This is a genomic window from Candidatus Hydrogenedentota bacterium (genome assembly GCA_012523015.1).
In the GTDB taxonomy this organism is placed as follows: domain Bacteria; phylum Hydrogenedentota; class Hydrogenedentia; order Hydrogenedentales; family CAITNO01; genus JAAYBJ01.
Genome location: JAAYJI010000143.1, coordinates 1 through 13,673, shown reverse-complemented (window position 1 = coordinate 13,673; position 13,673 = coordinate 1). Strand labels below are relative to the sequence as shown.

11 protein-coding genes are annotated in these 13,673 nt (G+C 48.2%); 5 read left to right on the top strand and 6 right to left on the bottom strand.

Annotation, left to right across the window (positions count from 1 at the left end):
* Positions 1 to 545 (top strand): signal peptidase I (gene lepB / locus GX117_06060; GenBank protein NLO32906.1); only part of this gene is annotated, 545 nt, incomplete at its 5' end.
* 20 nt (positions 546 to 565) lie between these two features.
* Entirely contained in the window at positions 566 to 1,669 is a 1,104-nt protein-coding gene (gene hemW / locus GX117_06055; protein NLO32905.1) for a radical SAM family heme chaperone HemW, read from the top strand.
* Between the two features lie 68 nt (positions 1,670 to 1,737).
* Here the strand turns inward: hemW and GX117_06050 are convergent, their stop codons facing one another.
* The 6 genes from GX117_06050 to GX117_06025 form a co-directional block, all read right to left on the bottom strand.
* Positions 1,738 to 3,201: a hypothetical protein gene (locus tag GX117_06050; GenBank protein NLO32904.1), complete on the bottom strand. Its 1,464-nt coding sequence runs from the start codon at positions 3,199 to 3,201 to the stop codon at positions 1,738 to 1,740.
* On the bottom strand, positions 3,201 to 4,031 hold the full coding sequence (locus tag GX117_06045; GenBank protein NLO32903.1) for an ABC transporter permease subunit: 831 nt from the start codon (positions 4,029 to 4,031) through the stop codon (positions 3,201 to 3,203). Before GX117_06045 ends, GX117_06050 begins: the two co-directional genes overlap by 1 nt.
* 6 nt (positions 4,032 to 4,037) lie before the next feature.
* Positions 4,038 to 4,979, bottom strand: coding sequence for an ABC transporter ATP-binding protein (locus tag GX117_06040; protein ID NLO32902.1), 942 nt, complete (start codon positions 4,977 to 4,979; stop codon positions 4,038 to 4,040).
* Positions 4,980 to 5,261: 282 nt separating this feature from the next.
* The gene (locus GX117_06035; protein NLO32901.1) at positions 5,262 to 6,269 is read right to left on the bottom strand and encodes a hypothetical protein; all 1,008 of its coding nucleotides are present in this window, start codon (positions 6,267 to 6,269) and stop codon (positions 5,262 to 5,264) included.
* Positions 6,270 to 6,404: 135 nt separating this feature from the next.
* Complete coding sequence (locus GX117_06030) at positions 6,405 to 9,260, bottom strand: hypothetical protein (protein ID NLO32900.1); 2,856 nt, start codon at positions 9,258 to 9,260, stop codon at positions 6,405 to 6,407.
* 198 nt (positions 9,261 to 9,458) lie between these two features.
* Positions 9,459 to 10,730, bottom strand: coding sequence for a Gfo/Idh/MocA family oxidoreductase (locus GX117_06025; GenBank protein ID NLO32899.1), 1,272 nt, complete (start codon positions 10,728 to 10,730; stop codon positions 9,459 to 9,461).
* 499 nt (positions 10,731 to 11,229) lie between these two features.
* On the opposite strand from GX117_06025, the gene ffh reads away from it, so the two are divergent.
* The 3 genes from ffh (at position 11,230) to GX117_06010 (ending at position 13,455) form a co-directional block, all read left to right on the top strand.
* On the top strand, positions 11,230 to 12,585 hold the full coding sequence (gene ffh / locus GX117_06020) for a signal recognition particle protein (GenBank protein ID NLO32898.1): 1,356 nt from the start codon (positions 11,230 to 11,232) through the stop codon (positions 12,583 to 12,585).
* A gap of 118 nt (positions 12,586 to 12,703) precedes the next feature.
* The gene (gene rpsP, locus GX117_06015; GenBank protein NLO32897.1) at positions 12,704 to 13,198 is read left to right on the top strand and encodes a 30S ribosomal protein S16; all 495 of its coding nucleotides are present in this window, start codon (positions 12,704 to 12,706) and stop codon (positions 13,196 to 13,198) included.
* Entirely contained in the window at positions 13,195 to 13,455 is a 261-nt protein-coding gene (locus tag GX117_06010) for a KH domain-containing protein (protein ID NLO32896.1), read from the top strand. Before rpsP ends, GX117_06010 begins: the two co-directional genes overlap by 4 nt.
* Positions 13,456 to 13,673: the final 218 nt, after the last annotated feature.

Sequence of the window (13,673 nt, the reverse complement as noted above, 5' to 3'; positions counted from 1 at the left end):
CCATTGTACTGATCCTGATCGCGCTGCGTTTATTCTTCTATCGGCTCTGTGCCATTCCCGTATCGGAGCAAAATAAGGATGTCGATCATTTATTAGTATCGTTCATCCGCTACGGGCTGCATATCCCGCTGCTGCGCGGCTCTCCCATTCGCTGGCGTAAACCTGCCCGAGGCGATCTGGTCTTCTATTCTGCAAAAGTCGCCGATACCAAAGAATGGTTATTCCTCGTAGGACGAATCGCCGCGACGCCGGGCGAACAAGTCGGCTTTGAAAATGGAGCGTTACTCATCAACGATACTCCCATGACCTTGCCTGCGCCTGCCCCCAAGACCTATGAATCTATCGCCACGGAAGCGCCCTATGGGCGAAACAAATCAAAAGCTTACAGCGTGGTGCCGGAAAACAGTTACTTCATTTTGAGCGATGCTCAGGGCTCGTCGGATATGACGCTGGACAGCCGGATATGCGGCTGGGTACCTGAATCTGATATTCAAGGCAAAATATCGCTCTGCTGGTGGCCTTTAAAACGCCGGGGCAAACGGTAAAATACAGGAACACCCGCGCTATGGCGGCAACCCCCTACGGTATCTATGTCCACGTTCCCTTTTGCCACAGTCTCTGTTCTTACTGTGATTTTGTGCGTTATCTGTATAAAGCAGACGATCTTGAGGCGTATCTGAGGGCGCTCTGTCGGGAGATCGATACCTATGACGGCGACGTTTCGATCAAGACCATTTTTTTGGGGGGAGGCACCCCATCCTTACTTTCCGAAACCCAATTGGAAAAGATTTTTTCCGCCCTACACCGCAAATTTAAGTTTGCGCCAAATCTTTCCCGGCCTGAAATCAGCATGGAAGTTAATTCCGAAGATGTCACCGACTCCCGTGTGAAGATCTGGAAAAGCTTGGGCGTTAATCGCATCAGTGTGGGCGTACAAAGTTTTGACGATGCAACGCTTATCCGCATGGGTCGGCGCCATGACGGAGCAAAGGCACGCAAGGCGATTGAGACGGTGGGACGTCATTTCGACAATTGGGGAATGGATTTGATCTTTGGCGCGTCATCAAGAAATACCTGGATGGAAAGCCTGCGCATTGCGCGCGCCTATAATCCGCCCCACATATCAACCTATGAGCTCAGTTATTGTCCGGGCACCCCCCTCTACGCGGAGCGGGACACAAAGCTTGATGAGGATCTTCTCCTTGGTCTTTATCAGGACGCACGGTTGGTTCTAGAGGATTATGAGCATTACGAAATATCCAATTTCGCGCAAAGAGGCTTTCAATGCCAACACAACATCACTTATTGGACGAATGAATGGTATCTGGGCTTTGGTCCGGGAGCCTACTCTTTTGCCGATCATTGCCGTATGGTAAATACCTCGGATTTGCCAGCTTATGTCCAAGATCCATTACTGAAAGCGGAGCGCTTACAGCTTTCCACCGAAGAAGAACAGGTGGAAACGTTGATTCAACATTTTAGACTCCGTGACGGACTGGATCCCAACTACTTCCACCGTCGTTTTGGTGTGGATGTGCATCGCAGTTTCGGCACCCAATTGAAACGATTGATCGAACGGGGATTATTGGAATACAAAGGGGACAAGATATGCCCCACGGAACAGGGCTTTTTCCTTAACGACGAGATTGGCTTAGAGCTGCTTCCCTAAGGCGAAAAGAATCCTATGCAACGAGCGCCACTCATACCGAAGCGGGGAATATGGTCTTTTATTTGGAATCAATTGGCAGCATCAAGTTCTTGCGCAGCTTGCGAGCGTTTTTCGATTTCGTCCTCGGGCATGCCTGCGCAAATGCCGGCTTCACTCTCACGAATAACAGCCTTCTTCTCAGAAATAGTGAGCGGAATGCCGGCCTCTTGCTTGATCTCAATAATTAAATTAGAAAAATCGTCAAAGAGATCCGAGGCTTCCCAACGTGCCTTGTCCAAGTAAGCAACGGCTTCAAGGTGACGCCCTTCCTCACGCATGTCCAAGGCTTCCATGCGCATTTTCCTGCCTTCTCCGAAAGGATCGTTGATGCTGCTCCAAACGGCGCGCGCCTGTTCCCAGAGATCTGAGGCTTCGTTGTTCAGGCGTTCTGCCTCTTCTTGATCGCCTGCTTCCCGTGCTTTCTTGCGCAGATTGGAGGCGAGCTTTTCTAAAATAAAGCCTTCATTTCTGGCAATAAATCGAGGAGCTACCTCCTGCACCACAGGATTATCGGGATATCTGGCGGCATAGTCTTTCCAGCCGACAAGAGACTCTTCATACTGACCGTTTAATTCTAAGCAGAGGAAGAGTTGTCGGGGCACATACTGCTCATGGGGGAAATGTACCGCTTCTGCCAAATATTTTACCGCGTTGGGATAATCTTTTAGTTTTTGTTTATAGATAGAGAATCCGAGGTCGAAATATAATTTCGAGTTTCTGGAGTTTTTGCGGATACCGTCCTTCAAAAAATCAACGGCGACATAATAAAAGCGTTCTTTTTCGCCCAGGCATTTTTCATATTTGGCGTGCCATTCGCGCAAAGGCCACGGCGTATCGGGCATACGGGCTGTGGCATTATAAGCCAAGTGCCAAGCGCCGATGAGATAGGCATCGATAAATTGCGGATCCAATGCCACACAGGTACGCATGAGGGTAATCATCCGATAGGTGTTCCCTTGATGCCAATAGCGATCCACTTCAAGCCACACAAAGTTGGCGGCAACTTTTCGGAATCCAAAAAAGAAATTGAATAGGTTCACACCGCCCGCTTGCGCTTCTGCGTATTGGATATCTTGGGCAAAGCGTAATTTGCGTTCTCTAACGAGGGATAAGAATTCTTCGCGCAAGGGAGCTGCTTCTTTACTGCGCGCAAAATTCCACAGCTCTTTATCGTGTGTATAATCACTTGCGATTACACTGAGTGCGCTGATTGGGGCTGTGTTGGATTCGTCTTTAGGCGGTATAAGCCCTGTCATTTCCGGCAAGGTATCGACCACTTCCGCACATTGGTAGAAAAGATCAAAGTCGGCGGCGACAGCCCTGTCTTCTTGGAAAAGCCGGTCGTTGACTGCAAAGGCGAGAATCCATCTGTAAAAAGCCTCAGATTGGCGCAAATGCCGAAGATGCAGATTTAACACAGCGCCTATCGCCAAGGTGCCTATAATAAAGGCAATGATGATAGTTCGCTGGATATTTTTGGACAATGCCGACATTATACCTCCTTGCGCCAGAAAACTAGGTAAGCACAAGCAAATCCAGCCAATCCATAAACCATACCGTAGAGGATCAAATTGGGTATTAACACATCAGCAGGCGGATCATTAGGCTGCCCGGTAACAATTTGCGTACTCAAACTGAAGTTTTGCAAATTGGGCAAAATAGCATAGAGCCCGGATGCGATATCGCCGATGATTTTGTCTAACATCTGACCGGTCTGACCGGCTCTATGTTCTACGTCTTTTAAATACTCGGTTAAATTACCGGTGATGTACAGGAAAAGACCGCCAACGGTGGGCACTAACGGCGAGCTGGCGGCACAGGAAAGGGCAAAGGTGAAGGCAGAGATAATAACGAATTGGAAGTAGGTGAGCAATAGACTCCATAACAGCAACGTGGGCATGACCCCCTGCCGCAAATAGAGGGCCATAAAAAAGAGCATGCCCATGAGCAAAAGATTCACGATAATGATCAATTGCGCGCCGAGAAATTTCCCCATCAAGTACTGTATACGCCGCACCGGTTTGGAAAGAATGGTATAGATAACTTTATTTTCCACTTCTCCCGGCACAACGGACGCGCTGATATAAATGGTAATGAGCGCGCCGAATATGGCTATAGCCGTCACACAAATATCTTTGATCAATTTGAGATTGATGTCTGTTTCCGTCGTAGGATCAAGGAAAGAAGAAATAAAGCTGGATCCAAAAATTACGAGAAGACTCAAAACAAGGAAACCGATCAGTACTTTTTTGCGGATGCCTTCTCTGTAGGTATACATGGCAATACTCGCCGGACCCGAAAAAAACGAAAAAATCCTGTTCATATTCAATTATCTCCGTGCTGCTTCGGCCGCACCAACGACACGCACAAAAAGTTCTTCTAGACTCTCCCGACGCGGAGTAACACTTAAAATCTGCAAGGATTTGGATTTGCACAGATCCAAGACTTCTGACATAGCGGAGGGACTTTCCAATCGTAATTTCAACCGCGTGCCGATATGATCTTCCACCTTAAAACCGGATTGGGTCATATCTTGCAGGATCGGCTCCGTCGCGCCGTCCACTTCAATGAGCATATCACGCTGTGTCAGCAAATCATCCACGGCGCCGATGGTCTGTAAGACCCCTTCAAATAAGATGCCCACACGGTTGCTGATCATCTCCACTTCCAACAATTCATGGCTGGAGATGAGCAAGGTCTTCCCTTCGCTGCGCAATTGCAACAAAATGTCGCGGATCTCTTTGCGCGCAATCGGATCCAATCCGGTAGTCGGCTCATCAAGAATTAAAATATCGGGATCGCTGATCAGCGCCTGCGCCAAACCAATACGTTGACGCATTCCTTTGGAATAGCCGCGCAGCATTCGTTTGCGTGCGTGTTTCATCCCCACCATTTCCAAGGTCTGATCAATTCTGCGTTTGAGATCTTTGCCTTTGAGTCCGTAGAGCCGACCATAGTAATGCAAGATCTCCTCGCCCCGCAAGAAATCGGGATAGTATGCCCCTTCAGGCAGGTATCCGATATGCCGTTTAATCGCGCTGGAGTCGATAGCCTTGCTGCCCATGATTTCGATGGTGCCTGAGGTCGGAAAAATTAAACCCAAGAGCATCTTGACGGTTGTCGTTTTTCCTGAACCGTTGGGACCGAGGTAGCCAAAGATTTCTCCCTGTTGAATTTCGAGATTTAAATCTTTCAAGGCATGCACATCTTGTCCACGAAATGTGCTCTCATAAATTTTGTTTAGATTTTCTACCTTAATGATGGGTGCCATGCTTTTCCACCTTTCTTGTCAATAATGGAAATGGGCTTTCGAAACGACCGGAACCATGCCTCCGCCGGTATTTATGCAAGAGCCGCGTGTTGCAATCAACAAGGTGTTGAAGTATTGTCGGCAGTGCCGCGAACTTCTCATTGTTGAACTGTGAATGATATCAGACACATGATTATTTTTGCAAAAGGAAACACAAAACCTGTCGCGTCTCCATTCTTGAGTTTCTTATAGGGACGTAAAATAATTTGCTCCCATCAAGGATTGTTAAAGTCTGTGACCGCCTTAACAATTTCCTTCCAGACACTCCTCGATGATCTCGGCGTCGGGAACAAAGCCATCCCACGATGCCAAGACATGACCATCTTCCACCAAGACCAGTCTGAAGGGTTCGTTTTCAATAAGTCGGAAATATAAGAGTGCCCGGTCTCCAATAGAATGCAAGGGAAAAATAGGATTGGTCTCAGCGCGGAACTCATCCAATTCTCCAAAGTTTTCCTCGTAGCACAGGGCAACCATGGGCGGCATATCAATATTCATAAACAATTCATTGAGTTCCGGCACCTTGTCTTTGCATTCGGGACAGGAACTACTGAGAACAGGTACCAAATGAATCCCTTCCGCGAGATTAAAATATCCTTCATTCATAAATAGTTCAAATTGGGCAAAAATGCCCGTCTCGCCGGAGCCGTCTTCTATGAGGGCGGCACTGTCAAAAGTCCTCCACGCGTAACCGGCGCAGGCTGAAGATACAATTATCGATAGCGCCAATCCGACCACGCTATGCCGAAGCTGCCACGAGAAACGGCTCTCTTGCACTGAAGCGTCCTGATCCTTGTCTGCCGCGTCGGGGGATTTCTCCTTGCGAAACAGAACCAAGTGCCACAATATATAAATACTGCCGGTGAAAATGAGTATATTTTTTATAATAGAAACAGGCGGCGACATTTTAAAAACGGGGAAACAACCGCAATCCTCAAGTCCATTCACTTTCCAAGCGTAGGCAATCAATACCGTGAAGAATACGGTAATTAACTGAAGCCCAATAATAGTCAGGCCTTTTAATCGCACACCGAAGACCAAGAGCATCCCCAGCGCAATTTCCAAAAAAATCGTAAACAATACGGAGAGCTGTATCATTTGCGGCGAAACAACCACCTTATACCCTGCCATAAGAACAGCGAACTTATCCACATTCAGAAATTTGGGAATAGCGCCCGCGATAAAATAAAAGCCAATAAGGCACTCTATAGCGCGTGCCACACGCATTTTATTAAAGACAAAATTATTCATGTATAGCTTCACTCTATTTATTTTAATAACGTTATAATCAAGGTTTAGATGACAGCCCAAGACAAAACAGTTGTTTCAATAGGACTGTTCTTTAATACGCAAAAGTTGCGTCATAGCGGCTCATTTTGAACACAGTCAAGAATTCTTTTCTTGCATGTCAACCCCGTTAAAAATAATCTTCAAGCCTTTGAGGCTTTCGTTTCGGACAAAATTTAAGCTTACGTTTTCAGGTGCAGACGCTTTTATCGTAAGCACCTCATCCTCTACAGACCATTCTACCTGAACGGTGCCTTCCGTTCGGGCTGTGCTGCCTTTTGCCCAAGTCAATCCACAAAGATGGGGGCTGATGGTATATGCTTGTCCGCCCGGACTCTCTTGAACAATACCCAAAATAATACGGTTCAGAAAGTAAAGAGGTGACGACGACCACGCGTGCGTGTGACTTCTGGTCGGGAATTTACCGATATAATTCAAGGCGCCGGCAAAGGTTTCCCACACAGAGGTCGCGTCTAGGGCGACCATAGGTTCATAGGCATCTCGAATCCATTGCACGACCTCTTCCTTCATCCCCATCTTTTCCAGGGTGGAAAATAAATACAAGAGCGCAAAAGGTGAGCCGATAGCCGTCATATTTTCCGGTTGTTCGGCGAGGTAGGTCTTTAACAGATCAATTTTATCTTCAGGAGCAATGTCATAGAGCAAGGAAAGAAACACATTGTGCAGTGAAATCTTTTCACTCATTGCGCCGTTGTTGTGAACGCTGTCAGGATACATATTCAGTTCATCCTGCCAGAGTTGATTTAACGCTGATTTCAATTGTTCACGATAGGCGCGGAGCCATTCCTTGTCTTCGTCCTTATTTAACAGGTTGGCGATCTTCAGTGCTGCATCAATGGCGCCGACCGCGAACATGCTGTTGTGGGTAACGGTCGCGTGGTTATCGTCAATACCGGACCAATCGAACAAATTCCAAAACGGAACGCTGAAAAGTCCGCGTTCATCCGTATATTCCGCCGCATTGCGGAGATTCTTCATGGCATAGGGGAAAACCCATTCCAAGAAATCCGTATCACCGGTAAATTCGTAATAGTCCCAAATCATGATGTTCCAGAGGAAACCCCACACCGGAATAATAGTCTCCCAAGTGGACGGGACTTGACACTGCACCAATGGGTAGTGATCCAAAGAGAAGGCGGCGAGGCGTATACATCGTTTGGCAATGTCTGCATGCCCAAAGGCGGGATAATTGAACAGCGCCTCATTGCGTGCATCGCCCACCCACAAGGTCTGTTCGTAGAGGGGGCAATCGGTAAACACATCTTCCATGCACAGTTTCAAGGTATGGGCGGAAATGGCCCAAATACGATCTAATAAAGGCTCGCTGCAGGTAAAACTCCCCTTTTCCTCAACAGGATAGGTAGATTCGATTAATTGAATCTTTTTGATCTGCGCAGGGCGCCTTTGGTTCCGTAAAGTAATGAATAAATAACGTTGGGAACGGCGCATCAGACTGGTGAATCGGTTTTTCCCTTCTTTGCAGGTATAGCGCATGCCGTTACGGTATCGTTCTGTAAATTGCACCGATCCGTCAGGCGCGATATATTCCACGCCGAAGAAATCAAGAATCAATCCCTCTTCCGCTTCAATTTCAAAGGTGTAATAGCCCACATTTTGTTCGCCCAAATCACAAATAAGCTCTACATCCCCTGCTTCAGAGGGCAGCACCCTCAGCGTTTCCAATTCCTTGTTATTGTTCACTGTGAATTCTATATCCGCTTCAACCCCTTCCAAAACGTGGCGTGTTTGGAAATCATAATAGGGTGACGGCGTCATTTCATCGGCGTCAACAATTCGGGCGCGGTCTTTCATTGCCTCAGCAAAAGTTTCTAAGAGCGGCGGCTTCCTCAGCTCATCATCCACCACCCGGCGAATATGTTTTTCAATGCGCTCTTTTTCTGCAGGCTCCATGAGCGCCCATTGGTAATCGGCAAAACGATAGGCTATATCTCGGGAAAAGGGGATAAAACTCCAGGGACTCTCAACAGAAGCATTGAGGGGATTTTCCAAAGTCATGGGAGTATCCGAAACAAGGCATAATTGCGTATCGTTGCGCCAATGTCCCCAATATTGGGTCAACACCACATAAAGCAGATGCTTTCCGGGCTCGAGCTCAAAACGATTATCCCGCGCTTTATTACCATCTATGAGTGCAGTGTTCCCGTCTGTATCCACAATAATGGTGCCCCCATCGGGCACGTTGATGACAGTCGAAAACGCGCCTGTTATAACGGTCTGATTATTGGAAAATAGGACATCGTCGTAGCACCATTCTGCCGTGGGGAAAATGAAACTCTGTACTACCGGTTTTCGCAACACATTGGTTGCGATAAGGGATTTCACGGGACGCGGTATGGCGGTTAAGAAAGGGCAGTCCCGCTCTTCAAGATTGGTCCAGGGCGCGGTATCGGCAGTATAGCGGCGCACGGCCTTTTCAAAAGAACCCGGTGCCCGTCGCGCATCGTAAAATTCAAAAGGTCCCATTTGCACCGATTGCTTCGCTGCGAAACGCTGCCACGCAGGAAGGTCGCGCACCTGCCAGCTTTCATCTGTACCTAAGACAAAAAGTGCGCCCGCTGTATCTTTTACCTCCAACTGTGCCAAGAGTCCTGCTTCCTGAGGTACTTGATGGAAGGTGCCGATACCAAAAAATTTGGCTATGATTCGAATACTGTTCGCGCCCTCACGCAGATAAGAGGATACATCGATTTGATCGTATTGGTAATGTTCGGGCCAGCTGCGCGAAGGTCCGTCATTGACCCACGTATCATTAATATATAGGCGATATCGTGTGTCTGCCGTTATTTTAAGGATAGCGGAAGCGGGATTCTTGAGATCAAAGTCCCGTTGCGCTTCGATGGTGTCGTTGTACAGCTTGTAATCACCGCGCTGCGCCCATATCCAAGAGGCTTTCCATTCCATATCTGTATTCATTGCCGCTGCTCCGAAAGATACAAGGATTAAGTAGGAACATACAATACCCATTCGCCACACTCGTTTACGACAAAAAGGCCTACACATGTTGATTCCCTTGCTTGTGTTGAGGTTACAGAAAAGTTGATCCGGTGGACAGGGGCATTATGAAAAAGCCCCTGTCCAACCTATAAAAGACTCTTACATAACGAGATGTTGTCAGGTTAATTTTGGCAGCTCATAGCCTTCACGTCTTTCCAATTGGAGCATGGCGTCTCCTTCGTCACAATTGGTAAAGCGTTCCGCCTTGGGATCCCAGTGGAGACTTTCGCCGACACGCCCAACTGCACGGGCAATGTTGACCAAATAACACATGGTGCTGCTCCGTTGCCCATATTCAATATCGGCCGTACATTTATTTCTGGATTTAATGCAATCCACCCAATCGGCGATATGGGGCTGCGTTTCTGCCACTTGCAGATGCCCGGGATTATCGGGACTACTGAGTAATTCTTCCGGGTCTAGCTTAATTTTGTCCCGGTTGATTTCTATGGTTCCATTTTCACCTTCAAAGATACAGCCGAGTCCGGGGCCATAATTCGCGTCAAGATGAAGCAATACTTCCGTTCCGCTTTCATATTTCATCGTGACCTTGGCGCGGGGTCCTCGTTTGTCTTTAACCATATCATAATAAGGTTCGCCCGTTTCGCTGGGATCGGGTTGGCGATCTTCATCGGAATAACCGCGTCGAACCGATACGGGCTCTTCCAGAATGATTTCCACAGGACCGGTCTCATCGGTTCCCAGTCCCCGCTGCAGCTGGTCGTAGCTGTGGGTGCCCCAGCCTGTAACGCCGAAGGACATGCCGCCGCCATCATATTCCAGCCAATTATTCCACCAATAATGAAGATGTTCATGATAGGGTCTCAGTTGGCATTGGTTCGTCCAAACATCCCACCAATCCGCACGTCCACCATCAGGCATTTCTTGGGCTTCTTTATCTTCCCAAGTGAGACCGCCAATAAAATTGGGGGCAAGCACACGTTTAATTTTACCGATGGCGCCATTTTTAACCAGATCACTGGCCCAGTTATTAAGCGCTATGGATCGCTGTTGCGTGCCCACTTGGGTAACCGATTTAAAATGTCGGGCGCAATTAACCATTTCTCTGCCTTCCGCAACGGACAGGCACATGGGCTTTTCAATATAGACGTCTTTCCCCGCTGCCATAGCCAGACAGGTGACCCATGCGCGGGCATGGGTTGTCGTTTCTACCATGACCCCTTCGCATTTCTCTTTTTCCAGCATCTCTTCCAAGTCTAAATAGCCATTGCAGGTGATGCCTCGGTCGGCCAGTGCCTTGCGTGCAGAATCCACCCGTGGACCGAAACAGTCACAGACCGCAACAATGCGAACTTGAGGCATCTCCAACATGGTGGCAACAATGTCTCTTGAACGCCCTCCCAGCCCGACGATAGCCACATCAACCACTTCATTGGCGCCGGGTCCGCTCCGCCCTAAGGCTTATGCCGATATGATCAGCGGCGCCGCAGCAATGGTACTTTTCAGGAAACTCCGTCTATCCATTGTTTATGATCCTTTTTTTAATTGCGTTATATGTGTCCCTGCACAAAGACTCACACAGAGAATCTGTGTCGTGGACACTCCATGACCTGAATACCCTATTATAGAGAATCCTATTTCAGATAGAAAATAATTTGAGGGATGGGAAAGGAATAAAAATCTCGTCTTCATTGAATTTGACGAACCAATCCGTTATTTGCTACACTATTCCTCTAAGAGTACCAGAATCAGAAACAGAATGTCCTATCTGTACCCTGATTCCTTCGAGAGGGAATATTCTCACTTCCAATTTCGAACAAGGTTGCCTGACCTATCTAATTCTTCTTTTGGGCAGGCGTGTTTTTTCGGGTTGGATATCTTGATAAACCTTAAGCAACCATAAAATAACGATAGGCTCAGCAATTGCATGTTTGATAACTTGGCGAAACGTTTGGAATCTGTCTTTAAGACTATTCGCGGACAGGGTCGCCTCACAGAAGCGAATATGCGTGAGGCATTGCAGCAGATACGCAATGCGCTGCTTGAAGCCGATGTCAATATACAAGTAACGAAAAAGTTCATCGCCAACGTTCAAGAAGCGGCACTGGGACAAGAAGTACTTGCAAGTATTCATCCCGGTCAGCAGATCGTTAAAATTGTTCATGATGAACTTGTCCGATTGATGGGCGAAAAGAACGCGCCGCTGGCGCGTGCGCCCAAAGCGCCGACCTTGATCATGCTGGCCGGTTTACAAGGTCAGGGTAAAACGACGAGTGCCGGCAAGTTGGCAGTACACCTGAAGAAATCAGGTCATAAAACGCTTTTAGTCGGAGCCGATGTGTACCGGCCTGCCGCCATCAAGCAGCTTGAAATTGTTGCGAAACAAGCAGGCGCTGAAATGTTCAGTCTTGGCGAAAATGCAGACCCCGTTGAGACCTGTTTGATGTCGCTGGGCGAAGCGAGTATGCGCGGCTGTGATACGGTTATATTTGATACGGCTGGACGGCTTCATGTTGATGAAAAAATGATGCTTGAAGCGCGTCTCATTGCCGAACAGTTGAATCCCCATGAAATTTTATTTGTAGCCAACGCCATGACCGGGCAGGACGCGGTGAACTCAGCGCGTCAATTCCATGAGGCATTGCCCCTTACCGGCGTGATCCTCACCCAGATGGATGGCGATGCCCGAGGCGGCGCAGCGATAAGTCTCATTGAAGTGACCGGCTGCCCCATTAAATTTGTCGGTGTTGGCGAACATCTTGATGCCTTGGAGCCTTTCCATCCGGAACGGATGGCAGGCCAGATTCTGGGCATGGGCGACATTGTCTCCCTCGTTGAAAAAGCCCAGCAGGTGGTGGATCAAGATAAAGCGGCGCAGATGCAAAAAAAGATGCGCAAGGGCGATTGGGATCTTGAAGACTTTTTGGATCACATGCGCCAACTGAAGAAAATGGGCAGTATGACGGATTTGCTGCAAAAGATTCCGGGAATCAACAAAATGATGCCGCAAGGTGGTATGGATATGGCAGAAGATGAGCTAAAACATACCGAGGCAATCATTTTGTCTATGACCCTGAAAGAACGTCGTAATCCGAACTTGATCAACGGCAGCCGACGCCGGCGCATCGCTGACGGCAGCGGCACCTCCGTTCAAGAAGTAAACATGCTGCTGAAAGAGTTTCAGAAGATGAAACAAATGATGAAACAAGCCATGAAGGGTGGAAAAGGCAAAAAACGCGGTCGTACGCCCCACGGCCCCATGCCCCCCTTTCCGGGTTTTTAATATACTTACGCCGATGCGGTGGGCATGCAAGTAGCGGCAGCCCATTCCGGCACGGCCCTTATACTTTTAGTTATTAGTTGTGGATTTTTGCGTGGCTCAAGCCACGGAGAGGACATTTATGGCGACAGTAATTCGTTTAAAACGCGGCGGCAGAAAAGGCAAACCTTACTACCGCATTGTTGTGCAAGACTCACGTGCCCGTATCCAAGGGCGTGACTTAGACGTATTGGGATTTTATCATCCGACGGCATCCCCCCAAGCGGTAACCGAAGTGGATACCCACAAATCTTTGGATTGGCTTGGTAAAGGCGCTCAACTATCCGGTACGGTTCGCAGTATCATGAGCAAAACCGGTGTAATGCAGCATTTCCACGAAGGGACCTGTCCGGAACCTGAATCCTCCATAGTCAATATCAAAGGCGATGTGGTGGAAAAGAAGGGCTATACGCCGCCTCCGCCGCCCCGTGCAGAACCGGTAAAAGAAGAAGTTACCGAGTCTGCCGCGGAAGAAAATGCTGAAGAAGCGCCCGCCGAAGAAACAGCAGCCGATGACGCTCCCGCAGAGGCGGTCGCCGAATCTGACTCGGAGCAGGCTGAAACGGACCAAGCATAATGGCTTATCGAGAATTAGTAGAGTTTATTGCAAAGAAATTAGTAACCCACCAAGAATCGGTTCAAGTGCGTCTTATCGAAGGTGAAGCAGGTCAAACGCTTCAGCTCAGCGTAGATGATTCCGATATTGGCGGCATTATTGGCCGTAACGGCCGGACCATTAAAGCGATTCGTACCTTGCTCTTTGCGGCGTCTACCAAATCGCAAACAAAAGTGGGGTTGGAAGTGATCAACACCACTGACGGCAAGAATGCATAATCGCTGGCGCGAAATTGGACACGTGGTCGCCGTAGAAAGTGCGCAACGAAGCGTGCGCATCAAGGCGACACCAAACGGTCTAACTGAATTTGAATCTCTGGATCGATTTTGGCTGGATATAGGCACGGGAAATCCCTTTTGTGTCCGTATTGCAGACAAACAATTCCTTCGTAATCTGGTAAAGATACGCTTCACACCCGGCTTGAGTAAAGATATGG

Bases quoted from the DNA above. Each gene is read 5' to 3' on its own strand.
- hemW (NLO32905.1), top strand. From the start codon at position 566: ATGGCGGCAACCCCCTACGGTATCTATGTCCACGTTCCCTTTTGCCAC.
- GX117_06050 (NLO32904.1), bottom strand. From the start codon at position 3,201: ATGTCGGCATTGTCCAAAAATATCCAGCGAACTATCATCATTGCCTTT.
- GX117_06045 (NLO32903.1), bottom strand. From the start codon at position 4,031: ATGAACAGGATTTTTTCGTTTTTTTCGGGTCCGGCGAGTATTGCCATG.
- GX117_06040 (NLO32902.1), bottom strand. From the start codon at position 4,979: ATGGCACCCATCATTAAGGTAGAAAATCTAAACAAAATTTATGAGAGC.
- GX117_06035 (NLO32901.1), bottom strand. From the start codon at position 6,269: ATGAATAATTTTGTCTTTAATAAAATGCGTGTGGCACGCGCTATAGAG.
- GX117_06030 (NLO32900.1), bottom strand. From the start codon at position 9,260: ATGAATACAGATATGGAATGGAAAGCCTCTTGGATATGGGCGCAGCGC.
- ffh (NLO32898.1), top strand. From the start codon at position 11,230: ATGTTTGATAACTTGGCGAAACGTTTGGAATCTGTCTTTAAGACTATT.
- rpsP (NLO32897.1), top strand. From the start codon at position 12,704: ATGGCGACAGTAATTCGTTTAAAACGCGGCGGCAGAAAAGGCAAACCT.